This is a genomic window from Thermococcus celericrescens (assembly GCF_001484195.1).
Taxonomy (GTDB): Archaea; Methanobacteriota_B; Thermococci; order Thermococcales; family Thermococcaceae; genus Thermococcus; species Thermococcus celericrescens.
Genome location: NZ_LLYW01000025.1, coordinates 48,249 through 70,830, shown reverse-complemented (window position 1 = coordinate 70,830; position 22,582 = coordinate 48,249). Strand labels below are relative to the sequence as shown.

Below are 22,582 nucleotides of genomic sequence, written 5' to 3'. Positions count from 1 at the left end.
TCCCACCGTGTTCTTTCTTTCTTCAAAGGTCGTTTAAAGGTTTCCCGCTCACTTTTTCCGGCCCCTCATGTACGTGTAGAGCACCACTACAACCACCAGGGCCCCGATGGCGATCGCCAGGTTTCTGAGGTTGCTCTCGGTCTTCGTGTTCTCCCCCACGGTCATGACGACGGTTCTCTCGAAGACGTAGACGTTGTCGTCCCCCTGGTTGGGGTCACCGACGGCCCTTATCCGCAGTCCTATGCTGTAGTCCTTGGGTATCGCGTTCTTGTCTATCTTGAGGACTATCACGCCTTCCCCGACCGCCCCCGGGGCGAGATCGCCGATGTAATCCGTCCTCTTGTCCAGGCTGAAGGGCTGATCCGCCTTCACGACGCCCTCGATGAGAACGCTTGTAGCCTTCTCGCCGCCGGTGTTCTTCAGTTTGATGTAGACGTTGACGGCCTCTCCCTGGAGGGGTTCGGGGTCGAAGCGTACCCCGACCACCTCGATGTTAGGCTTCGCGCCGATTATGACCGGAACCTTGAGCGTGACGTTCTTCGTTATGCCGAGGTCGTTGGTGTAGGTCACGAGCAGCGGTATCTCGTAGGTTCCCGAACTGGCGTTATTGGCGACGTTTATCTTGAAGGATGACTGGGCGGAGTCGCCTTTCCCCAGGCTTCCGAGGCCGAGCATCTGCTCGCTGCTCTCGCTGAGCGAGAAGGGCCACTCCGGCATTGGTTTCACTATCACTGTCCTTGCAGTCCCGGTCCCGACGTTGTCCACCTGGAAATCAACCTCGATGTTGTCGGTTCCGGGGATTATCTTGCCAGGGGACGTTGAGACCTTTGAGAGTATCAGTTGCGCCCTTCCGGTTACGTCTATTCCCACCAGCCTTTCGTCGGTTATCTCTTCCTCGCTCGGTTCGGTGAGGTACTTCAGCTCTATCCTGAGCGGGTATATGCCGTTCTCCAGCCTGTCGTTGGCCTTGATTCTGAACTCGAGGGTTGTTTTATCTCCCGGCTGAAGTTCCGCCACGTACTTCACGTTGTCCTCTCCAATGGGCAGGAATGCCTCTATGTTCTGCTTGGCGAGCTGGGCCATTATCTGATTGAGCGCGTCCTGAAGGCTTCCGCTGAGCTGCTCGCTCCCCTGCAGCGGAAGCTGCGAGAGTGCCGAGAGGTCAACGTTCTTTATCTCTCCCTGGACGGGCACTTTGTATGAGCTTATCTTCAGGCTGAGGGCCTTAACCGGCTCGGCGCCGGGGTTCTCCAGGGTAAAGCGCACGGTGAAGGTGTCCCCAGGGCTTATCTCCATCGGTTCCGTCTCGACCCGGGTTATCTCAACGAACGCACTGCGCTTCTGGTATATCCTCAGCGCGACCACGTTGTATGACTGAACCATACGCATGTTTTCTCCCACGCCGGTGAAGTAGATGATGCCCACGTACACGGGGTATATCCCGATGTCTGCGTTGGGGTTTACCCTAATCTTGAAGGTCAGCGTGGTGCTTCCCTTGGGTTCGATGTACTCCACGTACTGGACCGAGCTCCACTTTGGATAGAAGACCTCCTGAGAGAACTTGCCCTGGGAGAGAACTGCGGAGAGACCGCTGGCGAGGGAAGGCGTGTTGTTGAACGCTATCGGTTCGGGGGATACGAAGACGTTAACGTATCTGGCCTTCGTGGCACCCTCGTTCTTCAGCGTCACCTCCACCGTCGCGGTGTCCCCGGGATATACGTATTCCGTGATCCTGACGGTCGATACGATGTTTCCGGGGGCCGTGGCTCCCTTCCACTGGGGAGGTCCGTTCACAATCACCCTGGCGACGTTTGGGTAGACCTCGGGAACGCTCAGCGTGACCGTTCTGTTGTCCACCATGAACTCCACGGTATCGCCCTCTTTGATCGGCATCGATTCGGGGTATGTTATCGGTTTGGTAACGTCCTCCTTCGTTATTCCAAGCTCCGGATGTTCGTCTATGGTCTGCATAACCGCCTTTGCTATCTCCTCGGGGGACGCGTGGTTGAGCCACTGGTAAAAGCCGTAGGCGTTGGCCAGCAGGCAGGCGTTGAACTCCGCGGTGTCGTTCACGTATCCCGCGCACTCCTCCACGTCATAGCCCTGGGTTTCGGCCAGGGCCACCAGGAACTCCGGATTTGCCAGAAGACGTGCCATCTTTTCGGGATCCGGGACGTATATGGTCACGTACTTTCCTCCGATTAGCTGACCGTCCTTTGTTATTATGAACAGTGCGTATTCATCCCCCGTGGTGTAGTTGACCGTCGTGTCCACTAGGGTTATCACGAGGGGCCCCACTAGGATCGATTCCCCTTTATCCATGTATCCGTCGAAGAGGAGGGCCTCGTACGTTGCAAGGGCAAGCTTTCCTCCCAGCGGGAGAATGAGCATTAAAATGACCATGAACGCGGCCTTTTTCATCCCCTATCACCTCCGATATTCCGTCCGTAGAAGACCTGCAGCAGCGCGGGCGTGACGAGGTACGCGGCCATCATCGAGGCGAATATTCCAAAGGCAAGGGTTACCCCGAAGTCGTGTATCGTTGGAAGCTCGCCCGCGAGGAGCGCCAGAAATCCTCCCGCGGTCGTCAGCGCGCCGGCGAGTATGCCCGGCCCAACGCTTCCTACGGCCGTGACTATCGGCCGCGTGCTGCCCTCGTTCATCTCCTCCAGGAAGCGGTGGGTGAGGTGCATGCCGTAATCGACGCCCAGGCCGACTATCATGGATATAACCCCCGCGAGGCTCTGGGTGAATGGAATGCCCGCGAGCCCCATGAAGCCCACGGTCCAGAGCGCCCCGAGGAACATGGGGGTTATCATTGCCAAGGCCACCCGGATTCTTCTGAAGAGGAGCATGACGATGAGGACAACGAAGATCGTTCCGTAGGTGGAGATGCGATTTATCTCAACGCTGGTGAGCTGGTCGAGGACGTAGTTCAGGTACAGATCGCCTGTCAGGGCCAGCCTCACCCCGGGCGGAAACTCCGTCCCCTGGGCCAGCGCGGTCTCATCCTCGAAATAGCGCATTATCCTCCTGAACTCGTCCATACTCGCACCGCCGAAGTCCCCCGTGAACTTGATTATTGCCATTGAGTAATCCGATGAGACCAGGCCGGATCCCTGGTATGAGGCCAATGCCGCCTTTATCTTTTCATCGTCGTTTGGAATGTAGCCGTACTGCCTGTAAACGACGTCGGCCAGGCTTTCGGAGCTGAAAACCCCGTTGTAGTAGGAGTCCGCCTTCACCTGATTCTCGAAGCGGTACATGGCCCTCACGATGGCGGGGTTCCTAACGTCGTCCGCCCTCACCAGCACGTACAGCTCGTCCTGGCCTCCAAACTCGGTTCTCACGTCCGTGATTGCCTCTATCTCGGGCATTCCTGGGGGGATGAACTTTTCCAGCCTCACCTCGGTTGTAACCTGGGTCACACCGTAGGCGAAGATTAGGGTGACCAGAAAAACCGCCCCGAGAAACGCGTGGGGCCTTGCCTTTATCGCCTTCCCAAGGGAGTGGAAGGCGCTTCCTATAAATCCCGAGCTCGAGCGTACTTCTGGGGGAACGTAGTGTCCCCTCAGCTTCTTCATAACGTCCTCCTCCAGAATTATGACCGCGGGGGTTATCACAACGGCGTTGAGGGCAGCCAGGCTCAGACCGAGGATGAGTGTGGTTGCGAGGTTGTGGAGCATGGGGAGGGTGGAGAGGTACATGGCCGCGAAGCCCGCTATTGTCGTAAGCGCCGCGCCGAGGAGTGCTTTCCCCGTTTCGGCGACCGCCTCCGCCGCGGCCTCTTCGATGTCCCTGCCGTTGCGCCTCTCCTCGTAGTAGCGGTTCGTGACGTGGATGCCGTAGTCTATTCCCATACCGATGAGCATCGCGCCTATCGTGGTCGTCGCCAGGTCTAGGGGAATGCCCGCCAGCCCCATGAATCCAAGCGTCATGGCCACCCCGAAGACGAGGGGAATGAGGGGGATGGCGGCTTTTACCGGGGAGCGGTAGAAGTAGAGCAGGAGTGCGATGACGAGGACGAAGGATATGGCCATGGTCTTGTTGAGGTCGCTCTGGAGGAGCTGGAGGATGCGGTATGTTATGCCTATGTTCCCGGTCTGGATTATCTCGACGTTCTTTGGAAACTTGACGCTCTCCATGTCCTCCTGGATTCCCTCGTACACCCTCACGAGCGTCTCCGTTTTCTTCTCCCTGCTTATCGTGACGAGTATCATCGTCATCGTGTAGTCCCTGCTGACCAGGGAGTACCTCCGCTCGGGTGGGAGCATGTCGAGGACGAACCTGGCCTCCTCTTCCGTCCTGGGAAGCCTGCCGAGGACCTGCATGTACACGTCGGCTATGCTGATCGTATCCGTTACGTACTCCCTTTCCCTGAGCCGCTGCTCCAGCTCGTAAACTGCCTCTATAACCTGCGGGTCGCGGATGTCGTAAACGCCGCCCGGTTCGATTGAGTCTATCTTCACCACGATTATCGTGCTGTCGCCGCTCTGGAACTCGTTCTGCAGGGCGTTGTAGTCGTCTATGGCCGGGTTGCCCTCGGGGAGCATTGAGCTGAGGTCGCTCTCAAAGCGAAGCTGGCTCATTCCATAGATGGAGACGACTAGCAGAAACAGTGCTATCAGCGCGAAGGCAACCCTGTACCTGACTATAACCCTCGCCGCTCCCCTGAGCACGTCCATGAGCTTACCTCCAAACTTTCGGAAACTTCCGAAAGTTTTAAATATGCAGAACTTAAAAACCTTTTGTCAGAGGCGACGGATGAAATCGAGGTGCGGACGATGGGTATTGAGGAGGCCAAGAGAATAGTCATGGAGCACTTTGCCGGGGCCGCGAGACGCTTCGGCTTCAACGAGCTTTACGGGTACATATACGGGGTTCTCTTCCTTGCGAGCGAGCCGATGAGCCTGGGTGAGATTGCGGAGACCACTGGATACTCGCTCTCCCACGTGAGCACCGCCCTCAAGTTTATGGAGCGCATAGGGCTCGTGGTGAGGATAAAGAAGCCCGGCGACAAGAAGGCCTACTACAGGGCCACCAAGCTCCTGAAGGACTGGCGTCAGGCCGCCTACTACATGAAGATAATGGAGGACATACAGCAGACGAGGGCCAACCTCGAGAGGGCTTTGCTAGAACTCGAGGGCGAAGAAGGAGAGGAGGCTGAGTCAATACGCGAAAGCATCGCACTTGCAATGGAGGGAAACGCACTCGCCGGTAGGATTCTGAAGTTCCTAATAGAACATGAGGATGGGGAGGTCCTTGAGAGGCTTATCAACTGCCTCGAATCGGGTGAAAAGCGGTAGCTTTAAAACCGACGGTCTGTACTCCAGACGGGTGGAATAATGGGGTTCGTTTCATCTCTCCTCTGGGCGTTCTGGTACATACTACCTGCCTACGTTGCCAACGCCTCCCCCGTGCTCGTTGGAGGAGGGCGGCCCATAGACGGCGGCAGACACTGGAGGGACGGCCGAAGGGTGTTCGGGGATGGAAAGACCTGGCGCGGCCTCATCGGTGGGGTTTCTGCCGGAACCCTCATGGGACTCATTCAGTACTTCATCACTCCGGGCTTCTACGGGGCCCTTAAAACCGCCCTCATGCTCGCTTTTCTGCTTTCGTTCGGTGCCCTTCTCGGTGACCTCGTGGGGAGCTTCTTCAAGAGGCGCGCGAACCTCCCCCGCGGCGCCCCGGCCATAGGCCTCGACCAGCTCGGCTTTCTCATAGCGGCCCTGGCCCTCGCGTATCCCGTTAAAACCCTCGACTCGGGCCAGATAATCTTCCTCCTGGTCGTCTCGCCCTTCGTCCACTGGGGGGCCAACTACTTCGCCTATAGGATGGGCTGGAAGAGCGTGCCGTGGTAGTGGAACCGTCCAGCAATCCTTTTTAACCCTCCATCCAACTTTTTCCGGTGGTGTGAATGAGGGTCACGGTCAGGTATTTTGCCCGCTACCGCTCCCTCGTCGGGAAGGGCGAGGAGGAGCTTGAGGTTCCAGAGGGGATAACGGTTCTCGAACTCATCGAACTGCTGAAGGAGAGGCATCCTGTTCTCAGGAACGAGGTCTTCGCGGAGGAGGACGACCTCGCCGACGTCAACGTCTCCCGCAACGGCCGCTACGTCCGCTTCGACGAGGTGTTGAGGGACGGCGACATCGTGGCGCTATTCCCCCCCGTGAGCGGTGGATGATATGCTGAGCGGAAAGGAGATCGAGCGCTACGACAGGCAGATAATGATCTTCGGGCGGGAAGGTCAGGAAAAGCTGAAGGGTTCGAAGGTGGCCGTCGTCGGTGTCGGCGGCCTCGGAAGCCCCGTCGCCTACTACCTCGCCGCCGCGGGGATAGGGAGACTCCTCCTCATAGACGAGCAGGAGCCCGAACTCAGCAACCTCAACAGGCAGATACTCCACTGGGAGGAGGATTTAGGGAAGAACCTGAAACCACTATCCGCCAGGTGGAAGCTGGAGCGCTTCAACTCCGACATTGAAATCGAGACATTCGTCGGCAGGCTGAGCGAGGAGAACATCGATGGGGTTCTTGAGGGCGTGGATGTGATAGTTGACTGCCTCGACAACTTTGAGACGCGCTTCCTGCTCGACGACTACGCCCAGCGGAATCGCGTGCCCCTCGTTCACGGTGCCGTGGAAGGTACCTTCGGCCAGGTCACGACAGTGGTGCCTGGCGTCACCAAGAGCCTGCGCGAAATCTTTCCGAAGGTGGGGAAAAAGAAGGAGAAATTCCCCATCCTCGGTGCAACGGCCGGAGTCGTCGGCTCGATTCAGGCGATGGAGGTCGTGAAGCTCCTCACAGGCATCGGTGAGCCCCTGCTGAACAAACTTCTCATAGTTGATCTTGCCTTCAACACCTTCGACGTCGTTGAGCTCAGGTAGATGGCTCCTTCACACTTCTCTTCTCGTTTATTGAGTCTATCTCGAATGTCTCGCTCCACTTCCCGTCCTGCTTTATCGTCATCTTACCGAGGGTTGGGTCATCAACGTTCGTCTCCGAACTAACGCTGAAGCTCAGTCTGCCCCCGACAAGCCTTCCATCGCTGAACCATAGCTCCAGCTGGCCGTCCTTTACGTATACAACGGTGTCGGGTGACGCCGCGAAATAAACCATCGCGAGGGGCTTAATCCGGTAGTCCGGGATGCGATAGGTCAGCTTCGTGACGGCCCCGGTCTCGACCGAATCTGGCTTTTCCTTCAGGTATTCCCTGGCGAGGCCGACGATACTGTACCTCCAGAGGATATCGCTCGCGGTACTGTCTTCCGTCCTCACCCAGCCGACGATGGTCTGGATGTAGGTGACGTTGCCGACGACGATCCTCGATGTGTTGGTCTTCGCTCCATCTGGCAGACTGACTGTTGTCGAGTTTATCCAGGCGCTCCAGGATTCAAAGTCCATGTATCCCCTTTCGAGTATGCGGAGGGTCACGTTGTCCCCCTTGGAGGTGCCGTTCCCTTCGATCGCCACGAACATCTCAAGGCTGGTGTTGCTGGTGTATGTGAACTGCCTGATCTCGGATACCCCTTGTAGCAGGGCGTTTACATCCGGCCCCGCGGGGGTTTCAGTCACGGTCTGGCTCGGCGTCGTGGTGGTCTGGTGGGTGGTGGTTGTGGTTGGAGCGGTGCTCTCGCTTTCTGCCGTGGTGCTTTGAGTCGCGCTTGAGCCGCCCCCTCCGAGACAGCCCGCCATCGCGCCGGCCAGAAGGACTACGATGAGAAGGAGCGCGTACCTCTTCATCTCATCCACCTGGAGAGGCTGCGGTCGGAACCACTTAAACCTTTCCACCGCGCGGTTTTTAATCTCCACTGCCTTATACCCGAGGGGGATATGCATGAAGGTGAGGCTCACGAAGGAACCCTTCGACCTGAATGAGGCACTGGGATACCTGCTCGTTCCCGAGGCAGGTGGCTACGTGTTTTTCCTGGGCAAGGTGCGGAATGAAAACCACGGGAGACGCGTCAGGAAGCTTGTATACGAGGCCTATCCGGAGATGGCGGAGGCGGAGATGGAGCGGATAAGAAAGGAGGCCCTTGAGAGGTTCCCCATCCTTGACATGCTCATATGGCACCGCTACGGGGAGCTGGAGGTCGGTCAGGATACGATACTCATCATAGCCAGCGGGAGACACAGGAAAGAGGCATTTGAAGCGTGTGAATGGGCCATAGACGAGGTGAAGAAACGCGTGCCCGTGTGGAAGAGGGAGGTGACCGACGAGGGCGAGTTCTGGATAGAGGGGGACAGGACGGTTCCCCTGAAGCGATCGTGAATTTTCCATTTTTTGCAGACTACTCTTAGTGGTATGCAAAATCGGAATAGAAAAAGTATATATACGATTCCCCCTATTCTCCCAGTGGTGATGTTCGATGGAGAAGGTGGCTTATGATACCGCTCATTCCTTTGGTATAGACCTCCCCCCCAGGGTAACGTCGGTGGCAAAGCCCCCCTGGAGCAACAGGCGCCACAACGGCGGACTCGAGAGGCTCATACTCCAGCTTGGTGCGGGTAGGGGTAGGTTCTCCGAACTGACCGGGATTCCTCGCTCGATTGGGTGCATTGGGAACAACTCTTTTATCCTCCGCCGAGATCCCCTGAGCGTTGAGCGCATTAGGGAGCTTATCAGGGAGTTTCTGGAGGCTGGTGGAAGTGAACTCTGGCTAACCAACTACGACAGCATCGGGCACCTCCTTTCAACGGCCGCGTACGCCGTGGAGATAGGTGTTCCTGAGGTCTACGCTGTGGTTCTTCTCGATGACCTGGACGAGGTAAAGCCTGTAGACGGCGTCCGTTTCATCGCTGAGCTCGAGTACTCCCCGGAGAACATCCGGCGGCTTGAGGCTCTGGACTGGCTTCACGGTGCCCTGGTGATAATCAAAGGTTCCGACCTGGACGAGCTTAGGGGCCTCAGGACTACCTTCCCGGGGGAGATTTACATAGACGTTCTTTATCCCGGCTCCGCGAGGAAGCTCGACTTCAACGTCATTGAGCTGAGGCGCATACTCAACCCGACCACCGAGAGATACCACGACTGCCTGGCGGGGACCCTTGCTATAACGGCCGACGGCTACGCCCTTCCCTGCCCACTACTCAGGAATAACGTGGTGGCGGATGCCAAGGAGGTTGGGATTAAGAAGATGCTCCGGAGGAGGTTCCTCAAGGAGTTCTGGAGGATGACAAAAGATAAGATCGAGGCCTGCAGTACGTGCCCGTTCAAATACATCTGCCACGACTGCAGGGCCCTCGAGTATCAGGCCACTGGCGAGATAGACGGCATAGAGTACTGCCAGATAGTCCTCTGACCTGACCTCCTCCCGGCCGTGAAGGGCGAGGCTTGCAAAAGAAAAAGGTCAGAATTCCAGGATGGAGCGGTATCCGCTCCCGTCTTCTTTAATCATTCTTGAATACCTGTCCCTCAGGTTGTTGTCGTTGAGTTCCTTGAAAATGGGGTCGATGTACTCGATGAGGAGCTTCTCCACGTAGCCGCTGAACTCCAGTATCTTGCTTCCCATGTCTTCCTTTGATGAGAAGAACCATTCAAGCAGGTATCCGTAGCCGGGCAGGACTCCGACCGTTATCTCGTACTCCTTGAACTTCTCAAGGATGGTTTCATCGAGGTCCTTCGCCAGCCCTATAACGGCCCTGTCGTGAACGTTCACGTCTACCAGGGGGACGAACCGCCTGATGATCCCTTCGTCCTGGAGCCTGTTTATCATATACCTGATTGTCGGACGGCTCTTCCCCAGCCTTCGGGCTATCTCTGTTATGGGGGTTCGGGCGTCCCACTTGAGGATGTCCATAAGAACCGCGTAATCGTGGCTTAGGTACCAGTCCCCAAAGTTGTCGTCGCCGCTGTAGGGATACACCCTCACCTCGTAGTACTCGTAATCGTCCGAGTACTTTGAGAGCATCTCCCCAATGAGCTTCCTCTGCTTGTCGGGAATGTGGAACACGATGGAGAAGCCGTTCTTGAATCCGAAGGCTGGATTTGCGTAGCTTACGAAGGGGTTTTTCATGAGCCGGTACGCGACTTCCATTATCTTGTCCGACGGCACGCTCAGAAACGTTATGAAGCTTCTCAGTCCGATCTTTTTCACGTTGTAAGAAGCGCTCACGGTCAGGTATTTCCCGTAATACTTGTCGTAGAGCCTCTTGAGCCGGTAGTAATCTATTCCCTCACTCTTGGCTATCTTTTTCAGACTCTCCATGGGGTACCTGTCGAGGATTTCAACCAGGAACTCCAGCTCGGACATGACCGGTTCGGTCATTTTACTCACCATTTCATCGGACGAGAAAAGGTTATATCGGTCGGGATATTAAATCCTTCCGGTGGTGACCATGGTAAAGATAGAGGTCGTTGACATCGAAAAGCCGGAGGGCGTCGAGGCCATAATCGGGCAGGGCAACTTCTCCATATTCACCGTGGATGACCTCGCCAAGACCCTTCTGACGACGGTTCCGGGCATAAAGTTCGGGATTGCAATGAACGAGGCGAAGCCCCAGCTGACGCGCTTCAGCGGCAACGACGAGGAGCTGGAGAAGCTCGCGGCAAAGAACGCCCTCAAGATTGGGGCGGGCCACGTCTTCGTCGTGCTCATGCGCAACGCTTTCCCGATAAACGTTCTCAACGCCGTCAAGAACCACCCCGCGGTGGTTATGGTCTACGGGGCCAGTGAGAACCCACTCCAGGTCATTGTAGCCGAGACGGATCTGGGACGGAGCGTCCTGGGAGTCGTGGACGGCAAGGCCGCCAACAGGATAGAGGACGAGGAGCTCAAGAGGGAGCGCAGGGAGCTCGTGGAGAAGATAGGCTACCGGATCGACTGAAGAACCGGCAACCTTTTTTACCCACCTTCCCCCTTCTCCTTCGGTGATGGTATGAGGCTGGCTTTTATCACTTCTAACCCCGGAAAGGTTGAGGAGGCGAGGAAGTACTTCGAGCCCCTCGGCGTTGAGGTCTACCAGCTCCGGTTTGAATACCCAGAGATACAGGCGGATACACTCGAGGAGGTGGCGGAGTACGGCCTCCGGTGGCTCGCCGGGAGGATAGACGGCCCGTTCTTCTTAGATGATTCCGGACTGTTCATCGACGCCCTTAAGGGCTTCCCGGGTGTGTACTCGGCCTACGTTTACAGGACCCTGGGAATAGACGGCATCCTCCGGCTTATGGCGGGCGTTGAGGACAGAAAAGCACACTTCAGGAGCGTGATAGCCTACTGGGACGGTGAGGTTCACCTGTTCACGGGCCGTGTCGATGGGGAGATAACCAGGGAGAAGCGCGGGACCGGCGGCTTCGGCTTTGACCCGATATTCATGCCTCGGGGATTCGACAGAACTTTTGCCGAAATGACAACGGATGAGAAGAACAGTATATCACATCGTGGAAGGGCTTTAAAAGCCTTCTCAGAGTGGCTAAAGGAAAACCTTAAATAAGCCTCATGTTCCAAAGTTAACAGTAATAATTGAATGAATGACGAAGGGGGTTGCGATGGTAAACACTCTTGATGCCACCGATTTAAGGCTGTTGAAGGAACTCAAGGAGAACGCGAGGGAGAACATAGCCTCGCTCAGCAAGAAGCTCGGCATACCCCGAACCACCGTCCACTACCGCATCAAAAAGCTGGTCGAGGACGGCGTCATCGAGAAGTTCACCGTCAAGCCTGACTACAAAAAGCTCGACCTCGGGACCACCGCATTCATCCTCGCCCGCTACGAACCGGACTCCGGCTTAAGCCAGCGCGAGGTGGCGGAGAGGATAGCGGCTCTTGAGGGAGTCTACGAAGTCCACATAATAGCCGGTGAGTGGGACCTGCTCATAAAGGTGCGCGCCCCGAGCTCGGAGGCCGTTGGAAGGATAGTCGTGGACAGGCTCAGGGAGATAAAAGGGGTTGGCCAGACGGTTACGATGGTGTCATTTGTGACCGTCAAGGAGGAGCTTTAGTCTTATCGGGCGATGATCGGCGTTCTCCTTTCTGATTTATGATGATGCGAGGAATGGTGAGCCCGACGCGTGCCTTCTTCACATAACGCAGCACTCGTAGATTATCTCGACGTCCCTCACACTTTTTGCCCATTCGATAACTTTTCTAGGCGGATTCGTCAGCCGGTTTATGCCGGCTAAAATCGCCCCCCTGTCGAAGTCAACCCGCCACCTGCCCAGCGGACGCATGCAGCCTATGCTTATCTCCCCGTCAAAGCGCTCGCGTGCGTATTCAACCACCCTCAGGCTCTCCTCCACTGACGGCTTTGGAACACTCTCCATCCCCGTCCCCTTGGTCGGGATGAGCACGTCCAGCACGAGGACGTCTATCGGGTACTCCGTCAGCAGGTCTATCGCCCGGTACTCCCAGTCGATTCTGCCGAAATCCAGCCCGATGGTTATGTGGGGCGCCACCCTGACGCCTGCCCCCGTGAGCAGGTCCAGGATTCTCAGGTAGTCCTCAACGGTTTTGTCTATCCCGTAAACGCGCCTTATCACGTCGTCATCGCCCACGAAGTCGAGGGAGACCACATCAACGTATTTGACCCACTCCAAATCGTTTTCGTCTATGAATCCCACGTGGGCGTTGAGCTTGAGGCTCGTTCTTCGCTTTATCTCCCTGATTTCAGCCGCGTACCTGTCAATGGGAACCTTGAGCCTCGAATCCATTCCACCGCTCAGCAGGCAGCCTGTGTAGCCCTCCCTCTCGAGCCCGGCGCAGTAATCAACCAGCTCTCTCCTCGTGGGCTTTCTCATGCCCTCCAGGTAGTGTCTCCCGCAGTGGGCACAGTTCAGCGAGCAGTAGTTTCCCGTGAGCGAGATTGAGGGAAATTTGATGCCTGGAATGTAGATCTTGAGCTTTTTTCTTTCTACCATTTCAACCACCTTGCAGAACTTGGGGGTCGTAGGGGGCGAGAGCCCCCTCCGGTGTTTAAAGGAGAATGAAGGGTTTGGGAAACGTAGTTTCCCGATTCATGTGGGGCAAAGCCCCACGTTCGGGGGGAGGGGGTTGGCAAGGACGTGGGGGGTGAAACCCCCCGGTCCTGCGAGGGGAATTTGATGCCGGGAATGTAGATTTTGAGTTTTTTTCGTTCTGCCATTTAAATCACCTCAGAGGGGGTTGCTTTTGAGTTTCCCGCCTAATCCCCCTCCCGCCTCGGGAGTCCGCCTTTCCGCTTAAAACCCTGACTGGACGGTTTTGTTTCCTCGAAGGTTAGGAGGAACTTGAGATAGAACAGCTTTCCGAGTATCGCCAGGACCGTGAAGGAACCGAGTATAGGGGCTGCGAGGATTGCCAAAAGCCAGGTTACCTCTCCAGCGTTGGCGAGCGCCGGCAGAAACGGAACCGCCGCCATGAGGAACAGCACGATTGAGTTAAGCCTCGACATCCAGAGGCTCATCTTCAGTCCCTTAATTTTCCAGAGCACGCTGTTCCTTATCCCAACAGCGATGTAGTTGAGTATCGCTCCAATCAGTGCAACGAGGGATGTTATCACGAACTCTGGTGGGCCGAATGGGAAGATGTTCTCTATGACCGCCGAGTACGTGTAGAAGGCCGAGGCTATCATGAGAACCCACGAGAACGCCCTCAGAAGGTAGGCTATCGTGAACCTCTTCACCGCCCACCTTCCGAGCCTCTTCCGCACGAGCTCGGTCATGCCCACGTAGTACAGAACTGTGGAAACGCCGAGGCAGGCTATCGAGGCGTTGTAGGACTTCGAAGCCAGAACCGCCGCGGGCAGGAGGAATAACTCGGCCAGAATGAGGAGCGGTCTGGGCTTTATGAGCTTCCCGGGATGACCTCCTCCCCGCCTTAAAGGACGGGGTTTCCGTCGAGGAAACCCCACACCAAAGGCGAGGAGGTTTGAGGGGTAATCCTCATCACCCCCTTTGAAGGGGGTTCGGAGAACCCCTCGGGGAGGGTCTTCCCCCAATTACCCCTACCCCCCGTTAAACCCGGCAGGCGTGGGGTTATGGTTTTCACAACCTTCCTCAAAATATTAAACGCTCCAACCAAATCCGCATTCAAGACAACGCCCTCTCCACGGCACTTAAACAAACCCCTAAAGATTCTTCCATTAGGATGGCGTTGGCCGCAGAGGGGACAAAACTGAGAAGTAAAAGCCTCATTAACAAGCAAAACCTGAATACCATACTCCTCAGCAACTTCCATAAGCCGTTTGATAACGGTATTGAAACGCCAAACGTGGGAGAGGAGAAAATTCTGCTTTTTACCATTATCAGAGTTTCTGGCTATCCCCTTCGGGTAACCCACGATAATTCTGGAGACTCCGAGGCAGTAGAGTCTCTCGACGGTTTGTCTCACGGCAGTGTTGATGTAGTGTTTGGCCTGAAGTTTAGCCTTCTCGTGCATTCTTTTGAGCTTCTTACTCTTCTTTGCACCACTCTTGTTGAGTTTGGACTGATAATCGGCTATTCTCCTCCGCCAGTAAAAGGCTATTGACTTTAATGGCCTGCCGTTCACGAGGAAGCTTTCGCCGTTCTCAACGTAAACGGCCATTAAATTATTCACTCCTAAATCAATTCCCGCTGAAAGGTTTCCCAATGGTTGCCTTGGAATTTTCACCCACTTGCCGTTGATTAGTTTCTCCTCGACGGTGAAGCTAACGTGGGCATACCACTTGCGTTTAACGGCGTCATAAGTTATCTCTAAGCGCCCCTGCTTGCCCTTGAGGTAAATTCTCCCCTTGAATTGAATTCTTAATCTCCCAAACTTTCCAAGTCTTCGCAGTTCAATAACATTCCCGTCAATCCTGTACTGGTCGTTTCTGATGGGGATTATGAAAATTTTCTTACCGTTTTCTTCTCTAACAAAGCCGGGCGGTTTGGGCTTGAACCATTCTGGTAATTCTCCACTCTTTTTCTTCTTGTTGAGTATGAAGAAGCTCCTCCAGCTTTCAGCGTTTTTTCTGGCTAATTGTTGGACTGTCGAACCACCAGTCCAGTTTTTGAACTCGTGATAAGCTTTCTTTTCTGTTCCATTAAAATCAATCTTGCCGAATTCTTTGAATTGTTTTAAACGCTGGTAGTTGAGTTTGTTCCAGATTACTGCGGTGGCTTGAGCTAACTCGAAGAGGATTTTCTCTTGGGTTTTGCTCGGCTGGAGTTTGATGGTTACTGAGCGTTTCATTTCAAAGTATGGTATTGTTCTTAGGCTTTAAAAGGGTGTTGCTTTCCCGCTTAAGGGCTAGCTGGGTGGTTGTTTGTAAAAGAAAAATGTCAAACTCCATCTGCTCCACCAAAATTAAGGAAAAGGGGTCAGAGGAACGGGTTGCGGAACTTCCTGCCGGGATAGAGGGCTATTCCCTCGAGCTCTTCCTCTATGCGTATCAGCTGGTTGTACTTGGCGTTCCTGTCGCTCCTGGCTGGAGCACCGGTCTTTATCTGGCCGGCGTTGAGGGCAACCGCGAGGTCCGCTATTGTGCTGTCCTCGGTCTCACCCGAGCGGTGGGAGACGACGACGCCATAGCCGGCGCGGAATGAGGTGTATGCGGCATCGATGGCCTCGCTGAGGGTTCCAATCTGGTTCACCTTGAGGAGGAGCGCGTTCGCTGCGCCCATCTCAATGCCCTTCCTTATCCTCTTCGGGTTGGTGACGAAGAGGTCGTCGCCGACTATCTGTATCTTGCCTCCGAGCTCCCTGGTTATCATGACGAAGCCTTCCCAGTCCTCCTCGTGGAACGGGTCCTCAATGGAGACTATCGGGTAGGCTGAGACGAGCTCCCTGTAGAGCTCGAGCAGCTCGCCGCGGTCGTACTCCTTGCCGCCGACGACGTACTTACCCTTCTCGGGGTGGAAGAACTCGCTCGATGCCGCGTCGAGGGCAAACGCTATCTCGTCGCCGGGCTTGTAGCCTGCCTCCTCGATGGCCTTGATGAGAACCTCGAGCGGCTCGGTGGCTTCCTTCATCGGCGGGGCGAAGCCGCCCTCGTCACCAACGTTGACCGCGTTCTTTCCGTACTTCTCCGCTATGACCTTCTTGAGGACGTGGTAGGTCTCGCTGACCCACATGATGCCCTCCCTGAGGGAACCGGCCCCAACGGGCATTATCATGAACTCCTGGAAGTCGAGCTCGTTGCCGGCGTGAACGCCGCCGTTGATGACGTTGCTCATCGGAACGGGCATGACGTAGGCGTTGGTTCCGCCGATGTACTGGTAGAGCGGAAGGCCGAGCGCGTTGGCGGCGGCCTTGGCGACTGCCAGAGAAACGCCGAGGATCGCGTTGGCGCCGAGGTTGCTCTTGTTCTCTGTGCCGTCGAGCTCGAGCATGAGGCTGTCTATATCCCTCTGCCAGGTGACGTCCATACCAACTATCTCGGGCGCGATTATCTTGTTGACGTTCTCGACGGCCCTTCTAACGCCCTTGCCAAGGTAGCGCTTCCCGCCGTCGCGGAGCTCAAGGGCCTCGTGGGTGCCGGTTGAGGCTCCGCTCGGAACTGCAGCGCGCCCCATGCTTATCGGCGTGTAGACCTCAACCTCGACGGTCGGGTTCCCCCTGCTGTCGAGTATCTCCCTAGCAACGACTCCAGTTATCTCAAAGGGGTTCTCCATCTCAATCACCTCGGGTGATATTCCCGGCAGGGCATATAAAGGTTTTAGCTTCAATCCGGGCCGAAGCGATGAATAGGCGTATATATTTTGGCGCCCTACGCCATCCGGTGGGAAAATGAAGAGGCTCGCGGCGCTCATGGTCCTCCTTATGTTCACTCTAACACCGGTTGTTAAGGCCTGCATGAGTTCCTCCGACGGTTATGCCGTTGAGGTCGTTCTGAACAAGCCGGGGATAGTTTATCGGCCGTATCCCGCTTTCAACGCCCTCCACAACGCGGTAGTCGAAAACGGCACCTTTGTCTTCCTCTCACACTACGATGAAAGGCTCTACGTCATGCTCTGGAACGGGAGCGACGGCCCCCACCTCAGGGTTCAGATACCTGTGGGGTGGAAGACCATAGACGTTTCGAGGGCTTCGTTAAACCTCTCCATTCTCATCACAGAGGAAACCCTCGAGAAACTAAGGGCCGACGGCTGGAACGTCACAGATAACACGACCTTTGAGAGGAATGGCGTTAGAATAAGCTTGACCCCGGTTCGGGGAAAAGAGTGCACCTCCGACGCCGACTGCGCCACCGGCGGCTGTTCCGGTGAGGTCTGCGCCCCTAAGAAGGAAGCCCGGGAGATAGTGACGCCCTGCGTTTACAAGCCGTGGTACGACTGCCTCTCACTGACGAGCTGCGGTTGCGTCAACGGCCTCTGCACCTGGAAGCCGAACCCGGCCTTTGAGTCCTGCCTGAGGGAGCACGGGATCAATCCGTCCAAGGTGATCCGGGCAGGGTACTTTGAGCTTGAGGTTGAGGGGGTGAACAGGTCCGATGACGAAGTGAACGCTGCCGTCAAGGACTTCCTCGGCGCCTTTGGCGTCTCCTGCGACGTCTCCCTGACGCTGGTCAAGACCTCCGTAACCCGGCTTTCCCCGTCGCTGGATCCCTCAGAGGTCAACGCCTCCAAAGCCTTAAAAGCCGAGCTCGAGTGGCTGATTGAGACCGGTGCCCTTCGGATGGACGAATCGGACGTTGAGGGCGTGCTCCGGGCTGCAGAGTGGGGAAACGCGGGGCACAACTCCAACATAGGCTGGTACGAAACGGGGAACGGCACCTTTGCATGGATACCCTACGATGAGAGCCTCAACCCCCTCCTCGTCAGGTGCTTCACCCGCGAGGTTCCCGTGTACGAGCTCCCGAACGGGACGGCCTACGTTGGGCCGACACTAACTAAGCCTCCTTCCGGGGATTCTACCACGATGTCTGGTTCGACTAAAGGGGAGGTATGCGGGCCCGGAATAGTGGTCCTGCTGGCGTTGATTGTTGCCCTCGCGGGGAGGAGATGAGCTTTTAAACCTCCCCTCCAACTTTCCATATGGACTGGAAGAGACGGCTGCGCGAGGATGGTTTCGTCGAGGTTGATGGCTTTCGAATAGAGCTCAGCCTGGACAACACGTTCATGGACATGGACTACATCCCCAGGGTGCTGTTCTACGACCCTCCAACGGGGAGATGGCACGTTCTCAGGAACCCGATTCCGAGGGGAAATAGCCTTGAGGAGAGCTGGGACAGAGCGGTGGAGGTCCTCTGCAGAATCTTGGATGGGAAGGAAACGCCGGTGTTCGGCGAGGAGGGGGTTGCGGAGAGGTTTCTCCGTGCGCTTGAGAGGCTGGAGGCCCGATAACATCCCTTTGAAATTTCTTCAAAAATCTGTATTTCTTTCTGTTCTGTGGATATGAAGCTTGAAATTGATGGAATTACAAAACAAAGTCCGCATATTTTCCGGGGACTTACGCATTTTTGGGGAGAAAAGCTCTAAATACATTGGAATGGAGTAGTTACCGGGTGATGGAAATGGCTGATCACATCGATATTGCGGGGTATATTGACCATACGAATCTGAAGGCCTATGCTACCGCCGATGACATTAAGAGGCTCTGTGATGAGGCCGTTGAGTATGGTTTCTACGCCGTTTGCGTCAACCCCTACAGGGTTAAGCTGGCAAGGGACTATCTCCGCGAGAAGGGTGCCAACGTCAAAGTCGCGAGCGTAATAGGCTTCCCGCTCGGAGCCACCCCCACAGAGGTCAAGGTCTTCGAGGCGGAGAGGGCCCTCGACGACGGTGCCGACGAGCTCGACATGGTCATCAATATAGGCGCCCTTAAGGACGGGGACTACGAATACGTGAGGAAAGACATAGCCGAGGTCGTTAAGGTCGCCCATGCGAGGGGCGCGAAGGTCAAGGTCATCATCGAGACCTGCTACCTCACGGAGGAGGAGAAGGTGAAGGCCTGCGAGCTGGCGAAGGAGGCCGGGGCAGACTTCGTGAAGACTTCAACGGGCTTTGGAACCGGTGGAGCCACCGTTGAGGACGTCCGGCTCATGAGGAAGGTGGTCGGCCCGGAGATGGGCGTTAAGGCCGCCGGGGGAATAAGGACCTACGAGCAGGCGGTTGCCATGGTGGAGGCCGGCGCGACGAGGATTGGAACGTCGAGCGGAATAAAGATTGTGGGGGGAGCCCCGAAATGAAGGAGATACACGACCTCCTGAACAAGGCCATCCGGGAGCTCCGTGAGGAGGGCCTCGAGCCCGACATACTCCTTGTGGGTCCCAACTTCATCGAGTACGCCGTTGAGCAGCTGCGCGAGTGCAGGTTCAAGATATACAAGATAGATGAACTGGGCTACGACGCGGTGGTCGCCGACTCCAGCTACCTCGGCCAGGTGAAGCGCGCCTCAAGGAGAATATCGGTCGAGCCCCTGCTCGTCGAGAACGAGATGTGGGAAGAAATAAGGAAACTGGAGGTTTAGAGGAGGTCCTCTATCTCAGGGTATCTCTTCTTTATCGCCTGGGCCAGAAGCGTGCCTACCAGGACGCCGGTGACGGCCTGGACTATGTTGACGGGCACCTCGGTGGCGGCCGCAGGGATACCGTACATGTAGGCCTCGAAGGCAAAGTATCCTGAGACCATTATTATTCCGCCTATCAGGCCCGCTATCACCAGCGTCGAGACGTTGTCGCTTCTTCTGGCGATGTAGCCGATTGCGAGCCCCTCAAGCCCCTTGACGACGAGGGTTATCGGCGCCCATCCTGGATAGCCCGCTATTATGTCGCCGAGGGCCGAACCAACGCCGCCCGCGAAGACGCCGATAACGGGGCCAAAGGCCATTGCCGAGAACATGACCATAGTATCGCCGAAGTTGAGGTAGCCACCGGTCGCGGGGGTGGCTATCGTTATGAACGCCGTGGTGACGCCTACCACCGCGGCCATCACGGCGGAGAGGGCAAGAACGCTCGCGCTCCTGAACTTCTTCCTGTTCATGAATATGTACGCGACGTAGAGCAGGGTGACTGTGGCGAGGACGTACGGTCCGTACGGTTTGAGAATCTCGGTCAGCTCAGTCATGTTCACCACCGGGGGTATCTCAAGTTATAACTTTAAAAAGATGCCGAATGGTGTGGTGGTACTCGCTTACAATCGGACGATTTAAGGGGAGAAAAAAGAGAATCAGCCGAGAGCTTTCGTGAGGCTCTCCTCGAATATCTCCATGGCGACGTCGATCTCCTCCTTCTTGATGGTCAGCGGCGGTATGAACCTTATGCTGTTGTCGCCGCATCCGAGGAGGATGAGTCCGCGCTTGACGGCTTCCTTGACGATGGCATCCCTGAGCTCCGGGTTCTTCTCCTTGGTGTCCTTGCTCTTGACGATCTCGACGGCCTGGGCGAGACCGAGACCGCGGGCATCGCCGATGACCTCGTACTTCTCCTCGAACTCCTTGAGGTACCTGTGGAGGTAGTCTCCAACTTCCTGGACGTGCGGGAGGAGCTCCTTGACTATCTCGACGACTTCTATTCCGGCCGCTATGGCAACCGGGTTGCCTCCGAAGGTCGAGGCGTGCCTGCCCGGCTTGTCGAAGGCTATGTCTGCCCTGTGGACGACACCCGCTAAGGGGATTCCGCCGCCTATGGCCTTACCGAACTGGATGGTGTCGGGTGCAACGTCGAAGTGCTCGATGGCCCAGAACTTACCAGTCCTTCCGACGCCCATCTGAACCTCGTCGTCGGCGAGGAGTATGCCGTAGCTGTCGGCGAGCTTCTTGAGCTCCTTGAAGAAGTTCTTCGGCGGGACGACGTAGCCGCCCTCACCCTGTATCGGCTCGAAGACTATGGCTCCAACCTCGTGGGGCGGGACGTGGCGGAATACATACTCCTCGATGAACTCGATGACGCGGTTGACGAGCTCGTCCGGCTCGGCGTAACCGTCTATGTGCCAGGGGTTCCTGTAGGGGTTCGGGTATGGTATGTGCTCAACGCCCGGCATGGTTGGGAAGAACCTGTCCTGCTGAACCCACTTGCTGGCGGTGAGCGAAAGAACGGCCTGGCTCCTTCCGTGGAAGGCGTGGTAGAAGGCGATGAACCTCTTCCTGCCGGTGCCGTACTTGACGAGCTTCATCATGGCCTCGTTTGCTTCCGCACCGCTGTTCTGGTAGACGACCTTCTTCGGGAAGTCGCCGGGTGCAAGCTCGGCGAGCTTCTGGGCAAGAACGACCGCGTTCTCGTAGAAGAAGTCGTTCAGCGCGAAGTGGGTGAACTTCTCGGCCTGTCTCTTAACGGCCTCGACGACCCTCGGGTGGGCGTGGCCGACGTTCAGCACGCCGACGCCGCTTCCGAAGTCGTAGAAGGTGTTTCCGTCAACGTCGTAGACGAGGATTCCATCTCCGTGGTCGATGACAATCGGGAGGGTCTCCGGGTCCTGGGTGGTAACTGCGAGGGCTTCAAAGTTCTTTTCGATGACTTCCTTGCCCTTGGGTCCGGGGAGTTCCTTAACGTTCGGCCTAACCACCATGTGCATCACCGGTGTGAGATAGGGGTTCTCCTATATAAGTCTGTGTTCATCGATGAACATTTTTGACCGAAAAATCTTCGGGAGAATCGGGAAATACCTCGATTCCCAAAACGGAAATCCGAAAAACGCCGAGAGAAAAGAACGAAGGGGTGTGGAAAATCACTCCACAACCTTCGAGTTCCACTCGTCGATGAGCTCCTTCGCCGAGTTGGCCGCTATCGCACCCTGACCGACGGCAACGGCGATCTGCTTGAAGACGTTGGTTATGTCGCCTGCGGCGAAGATTCCCTTCATCTTCGTGCGCATGTGCATGTCCACCGGGATGTAGCCGTACTCGTCGGTTATGCCGAGGTGCTTCACGAAATCCGTTTTAGGCTCGTAGCCGATGAAGATGAAGACGCCATCAACGGCCATCTCGCTCTCCTCGCCGGTGACGCGGTTCTTCAGCTTGACGGCCTCGACCTTGCCGTTGCCCTTGATCTCGGTCACGACGGTGTTGAGTATCGCCGGAATGCCGCTCTCCTTGAACCTGTCCTGGAGTATCTTGTCGGCCCTGAACTGGTCGCGTCTGTGGACGAGGGTAACATCGACGCCTATACTCTTGAGGTAGAGCGCCTCCTGCAGGGCGGTGTTTCCGCCACCGACAACGATAACCTTCTTGCCCTTGAAGAGCGGGCCGTCGCAGGTCGCGCAGTAGGAAACGCCCCTTCCGGTGAACTCCTCCTCTCCGGGCACGTGGAGCTTTCTCGGTGCGGCGCCGACGGTTATGATTACGGTCTTCGCCTTGTACTCCTTGCCGTTCTTGGTTTTCACCGCGAACTTGCACGGGCCCTCATAGTAGGCGCACTCCGTCGGGTCTATGCGCGCGACCTCGTCAAAGACGATGTCCACCCCGAGCTTCTTGACCTGCTCGTGCATCCTGTTCGTCAGTTCGGAACCGCTGATCCCCTCAGGGAATCCCGGGTAGTTCTCTATCATGTCGGTCAGCGCCATGTTTCCTCCGAGGTCCTTGCTGAGTATCAGCGTCTCAAGGCCGAAGCGCGCCGCGTATATTGCCGCGGTGAATCCGGCCGGTCCGGCGCCTATGATGAGCACGTCCCAGGTCTTGTTCTCGTACTCTCCCCCGCGTGAGAATCCTCCCAGACTGAACATCTCTCTCACCTCCGGACTTTCCTAACGTGGACTATTTAAAAGCATTAT

At 56.4% G+C, this 22,582-nt stretch carries 24 protein-coding genes; 13 read left to right on the top strand and 11 right to left on the bottom strand.

Annotated features, from left to right (window positions below; all coding sequences use genetic code 11):
• Positions 1–48: 48 nt before the first annotated feature.
• Positions 49–2,421, bottom strand: a complete 2,373-nt coding sequence (locus APY94_RS07580) for a COG1361 S-layer family protein (RefSeq protein WP_058939052.1) — start codon at positions 2,419–2,421, stop codon at positions 49–51.
• On the bottom strand, positions 2,418–4,685 hold the full coding sequence (locus APY94_RS07575) for a hydrophobe/amphiphile efflux-3 (HAE3) family transporter (RefSeq protein WP_211259704.1): 2,268 nt from the start codon (positions 4,683–4,685) through the stop codon (positions 2,418–2,420). Before APY94_RS07575 ends, APY94_RS07580 begins: the two co-directional genes overlap by 4 nt.
• Before the next feature lie 99 nt (positions 4,686–4,784).
• Here APY94_RS07575 and APY94_RS07570 point away from each other — a divergent pair, with 99 nt between their 5' ends.
• The 4 genes from APY94_RS07570 to APY94_RS07555 are packed head-to-tail and all read left to right on the top strand — an operon-like array spanning position 4,785 to position 6,884.
• Positions 4,785–5,306 (top strand): GbsR/MarR family transcriptional regulator, encoded by a 522-nt coding sequence (locus APY94_RS07570; RefSeq protein WP_058939051.1) that lies wholly within the window; start codon positions 4,785–4,787, stop codon positions 5,304–5,306.
• Positions 5,307–5,345: 39 nt separating this feature from the next.
• Positions 5,346–5,861 (top strand): CDP-2,3-bis-(O-geranylgeranyl)-sn-glycerol synthase, encoded by a 516-nt coding sequence (locus APY94_RS07565; protein ID WP_058939050.1) that lies wholly within the window; start codon positions 5,346–5,348, stop codon positions 5,859–5,861.
• 56 nt (positions 5,862–5,917) lie between these two features.
• A complete protein-coding gene (locus APY94_RS07560) occupies positions 5,918–6,184 on the top strand; it encodes a ubiquitin-like small modifier protein 1 (protein WP_058939049.1) in 267 nt (88 codons plus the stop codon).
• Position 6,185: 1 nt separating this feature from the next.
• The gene (locus tag APY94_RS07555) at positions 6,186–6,884 is read left to right on the top strand and encodes a ThiF family adenylyltransferase (RefSeq protein WP_058939048.1); all 699 of its coding nucleotides are present in this window, start codon (positions 6,186–6,188) and stop codon (positions 6,882–6,884) included.
• Here the strand turns inward: APY94_RS07555 and APY94_RS07550 are convergent.
• Entirely contained in the window at positions 6,877–7,740 is an 864-nt protein-coding gene (locus tag APY94_RS07550) for a hypothetical protein (RefSeq protein ID WP_058939047.1), read from the bottom strand. The two genes, APY94_RS07555 and APY94_RS07550, sit on opposite strands and share 8 nt — an antisense overlap.
• A 94-nt stretch (positions 7,741–7,834) precedes the next feature.
• On the opposite strand from APY94_RS07550, the gene APY94_RS07545 reads away from it, so the two are divergent.
• Positions 7,835–8,269, top strand: coding sequence for a molybdenum cofactor biosynthesis protein MoaE (locus APY94_RS07545; RefSeq protein WP_058939046.1), 435 nt, complete (start codon positions 7,835–7,837; stop codon positions 8,267–8,269).
• Positions 8,270–8,366: 97 nt separating this feature from the next.
• Complete coding sequence (locus APY94_RS07540; protein WP_058939045.1) at positions 8,367–9,299, top strand: SPASM domain-containing protein; 933 nt, start codon at positions 8,367–8,369, stop codon at positions 9,297–9,299.
• Positions 9,300–9,347: 48 nt separating this feature from the next.
• Here the strand turns inward: APY94_RS07540 and APY94_RS07535 are convergent, their stop codons facing one another.
• Positions 9,348–10,265 (bottom strand): Lrp/AsnC family transcriptional regulator, encoded by a 918-nt coding sequence (locus APY94_RS07535; protein WP_058939044.1) that lies wholly within the window; start codon positions 10,263–10,265, stop codon positions 9,348–9,350.
• A 70-nt stretch (positions 10,266–10,335) separates the two neighbouring features.
• On the opposite strand from APY94_RS07535, the gene APY94_RS07530 reads away from it, so the two are divergent.
• The 3 genes from APY94_RS07530 to APY94_RS07520 are packed head-to-tail and all read left to right on the top strand — an operon-like array spanning position 10,336 to position 11,938.
• Positions 10,336–10,824, top strand: coding sequence for an adenosine-specific kinase (locus APY94_RS07530; RefSeq protein ID WP_058939043.1), 489 nt, complete (start codon positions 10,336–10,338; stop codon positions 10,822–10,824).
• Positions 10,825–10,875: 51 nt separating this feature from the next.
• On the top strand, positions 10,876–11,430 hold the full coding sequence (locus APY94_RS07525; RefSeq protein WP_058939042.1) for an XTP/dITP diphosphatase: 555 nt from the start codon (positions 10,876–10,878) through the stop codon (positions 11,428–11,430).
• Positions 11,431–11,485: 55 nt separating this feature from the next.
• Positions 11,486–11,938 carry an Lrp/AsnC family transcriptional regulator gene (locus APY94_RS07520; RefSeq protein WP_058939041.1) on the top strand — a complete coding sequence of 151 codons (453 nt, stop codon included), beginning with the start codon at positions 11,486–11,488 and terminating at the stop codon, positions 11,936–11,938.
• A 78-nt stretch (positions 11,939–12,016) separates the two neighbouring features.
• On the opposite strand, the gene APY94_RS07515 is transcribed toward APY94_RS07520, so the two are convergent.
• From APY94_RS07515 to eno, 4 genes are all read right to left on the bottom strand, one after another.
• Entirely contained in the window at positions 12,017–12,853 is an 837-nt protein-coding gene (locus tag APY94_RS07515) for a radical SAM protein (RefSeq protein WP_058939040.1), read from the bottom strand.
• A 263-nt stretch (positions 12,854–13,116) separates the two neighbouring features.
• Positions 13,117–13,824: a hypothetical protein gene (locus APY94_RS07510; RefSeq protein WP_245610435.1), complete on the bottom strand. Its 708-nt coding sequence runs from the start codon at positions 13,822–13,824 to the stop codon at positions 13,117–13,119.
• On the bottom strand, positions 13,791–15,128 hold the full coding sequence (locus tag APY94_RS07505) for an RNA-guided endonuclease InsQ/TnpB family protein (RefSeq protein WP_058939039.1): 1,338 nt from the start codon (positions 15,126–15,128) through the stop codon (positions 13,791–13,793). The genes APY94_RS07510 and APY94_RS07505 overlap by 34 nt, the downstream gene beginning before the upstream one ends.
• 128 nt (positions 15,129–15,256) lie before the next feature.
• Positions 15,257–16,549, bottom strand: a complete 1,293-nt coding sequence (gene eno / locus APY94_RS07500) for a phosphopyruvate hydratase (protein ID WP_058939038.1) — start codon at positions 16,547–16,549, stop codon at positions 15,257–15,259.
• A 115-nt stretch (positions 16,550–16,664) separates the two neighbouring features.
• On the opposite strand from eno, the gene APY94_RS07495 reads away from it, so the two are divergent.
• From APY94_RS07495 to APY94_RS07480, 4 genes are all read left to right on the top strand, one after another.
• On the top strand, positions 16,665–17,882 hold the full coding sequence (locus APY94_RS07495; protein WP_058939037.1) for a CGP-CTERM-anchored Cys-rich protein: 1,218 nt from the start codon (positions 16,665–16,667) through the stop codon (positions 17,880–17,882).
• Positions 17,883–17,911: 29 nt separating this feature from the next.
• Positions 17,912–18,220: a hypothetical protein gene (locus APY94_RS07490; protein ID WP_058939036.1), complete on the top strand. Its 309-nt coding sequence runs from the start codon at positions 17,912–17,914 to the stop codon at positions 18,218–18,220.
• Positions 18,221–18,390: 170 nt separating this feature from the next.
• Positions 18,391–19,065 carry a deoxyribose-phosphate aldolase gene (gene deoC / locus APY94_RS07485; RefSeq protein WP_058939035.1) on the top strand — a complete coding sequence of 225 codons (675 nt, stop codon included), beginning with the start codon at positions 18,391–18,393 and terminating at the stop codon, positions 19,063–19,065.
• Positions 19,062–19,346, top strand: a complete 285-nt coding sequence (locus APY94_RS07480; protein ID WP_058939034.1) for a family 4B encapsulin nanocompartment shell protein — start codon at positions 19,062–19,064, stop codon at positions 19,344–19,346. The genes deoC and APY94_RS07480 overlap by 4 nt, the downstream gene beginning before the upstream one ends.
• On the opposite strand, the gene APY94_RS07475 is transcribed toward APY94_RS07480, so the two are convergent.
• From APY94_RS07475 to trxB, 3 genes are all read right to left on the bottom strand, one after another.
• Positions 19,343–19,942, bottom strand: a complete 600-nt coding sequence (locus APY94_RS07475; protein ID WP_058939033.1) for an ECF transporter S component — start codon at positions 19,940–19,942, stop codon at positions 19,343–19,345. The two genes, APY94_RS07480 and APY94_RS07475, sit on opposite strands and share 4 nt — an antisense overlap.
• A 102-nt stretch (positions 19,943–20,044) precedes the next feature.
• Complete coding sequence (locus tag APY94_RS07470) at positions 20,045–21,382, bottom strand: ornithine aminotransferase (protein WP_058939032.1); 1,338 nt, start codon at positions 21,380–21,382, stop codon at positions 20,045–20,047.
• 159 nt (positions 21,383–21,541) lie between these two features.
• Complete coding sequence (trxB, locus tag APY94_RS07465) at positions 21,542–22,534, bottom strand: thioredoxin-disulfide reductase (RefSeq protein ID WP_058939031.1); 993 nt, start codon at positions 22,532–22,534, stop codon at positions 21,542–21,544.
• Positions 22,535–22,582 lie beyond the last annotated feature (48 nt).

Bases quoted from the DNA above. Each gene is read 5' to 3' on its own strand.
- APY94_RS07580 (WP_058939052.1), bottom strand. From the start codon at position 2,421: ATGAAAAAGGCCGCGTTCATGGTCATTTTAATGCTCATTCTCCCGCTG.
- APY94_RS07575 (WP_211259704.1), bottom strand. From the start codon at position 4,685: ATGGACGTGCTCAGGGGAGCGGCGAGGGTTATAGTCAGGTACAGGGTT.
- APY94_RS07570 (WP_058939051.1), top strand. From the start codon at position 4,785: ATGGGTATTGAGGAGGCCAAGAGAATAGTCATGGAGCACTTTGCCGGG.
- APY94_RS07565 (WP_058939050.1), top strand. From the start codon at position 5,346: ATGGGGTTCGTTTCATCTCTCCTCTGGGCGTTCTGGTACATACTACCT.
- APY94_RS07560 (WP_058939049.1), top strand. From the start codon at position 5,918: ATGAGGGTCACGGTCAGGTATTTTGCCCGCTACCGCTCCCTCGTCGGG.
- APY94_RS07555 (WP_058939048.1), top strand. From the start codon at position 6,186: ATGCTGAGCGGAAAGGAGATCGAGCGCTACGACAGGCAGATAATGATC.
- APY94_RS07550 (WP_058939047.1), bottom strand. From the start codon at position 7,740: ATGAAGAGGTACGCGCTCCTTCTCATCGTAGTCCTTCTGGCCGGCGCG.
- APY94_RS07545 (WP_058939046.1), top strand. From the start codon at position 7,835: ATGAAGGTGAGGCTCACGAAGGAACCCTTCGACCTGAATGAGGCACTG.
- APY94_RS07540 (WP_058939045.1), top strand. From the start codon at position 8,367: ATGGAGAAGGTGGCTTATGATACCGCTCATTCCTTTGGTATAGACCTC.
- APY94_RS07535 (WP_058939044.1), bottom strand. From the start codon at position 10,265: ATGACCGAACCGGTCATGTCCGAGCTGGAGTTCCTGGTTGAAATCCTC.
- APY94_RS07530 (WP_058939043.1), top strand. From the start codon at position 10,336: ATGGTAAAGATAGAGGTCGTTGACATCGAAAAGCCGGAGGGCGTCGAG.
- APY94_RS07525 (WP_058939042.1), top strand. From the start codon at position 10,876: ATGAGGCTGGCTTTTATCACTTCTAACCCCGGAAAGGTTGAGGAGGCG.
- APY94_RS07520 (WP_058939041.1), top strand. From the start codon at position 11,486: ATGGTAAACACTCTTGATGCCACCGATTTAAGGCTGTTGAAGGAACTC.
- APY94_RS07515 (WP_058939040.1), bottom strand. From the start codon at position 12,853: ATGGTAGAAAGAAAAAAGCTCAAGATCTACATTCCAGGCATCAAATTT.
- APY94_RS07505 (WP_058939039.1), bottom strand. From the start codon at position 15,128: ATGAAACGCTCAGTAACCATCAAACTCCAGCCGAGCAAAACCCAAGAG.
- eno (WP_058939038.1), bottom strand. From the start codon at position 16,549: ATGGAGAACCCCTTTGAGATAACTGGAGTCGTTGCTAGGGAGATACTC.
- APY94_RS07495 (WP_058939037.1), top strand. From the start codon at position 16,665: ATGAAGAGGCTCGCGGCGCTCATGGTCCTCCTTATGTTCACTCTAACA.
- APY94_RS07490 (WP_058939036.1), top strand. From the start codon at position 17,912: ATGGACTGGAAGAGACGGCTGCGCGAGGATGGTTTCGTCGAGGTTGAT.
- deoC (WP_058939035.1), top strand. From the start codon at position 18,391: ATGGCTGATCACATCGATATTGCGGGGTATATTGACCATACGAATCTG.
- APY94_RS07480 (WP_058939034.1), top strand. From the start codon at position 19,062: ATGAAGGAGATACACGACCTCCTGAACAAGGCCATCCGGGAGCTCCGT.
- APY94_RS07475 (WP_058939033.1), bottom strand. From the start codon at position 19,942: ATGACTGAGCTGACCGAGATTCTCAAACCGTACGGACCGTACGTCCTC.
- APY94_RS07470 (WP_058939032.1), bottom strand. From the start codon at position 21,382: ATGGTGGTTAGGCCGAACGTTAAGGAACTCCCCGGACCCAAGGGCAAG.
- trxB (WP_058939031.1), bottom strand. From the start codon at position 22,534: ATGTTCAGTCTGGGAGGATTCTCACGCGGGGGAGAGTACGAGAACAAG.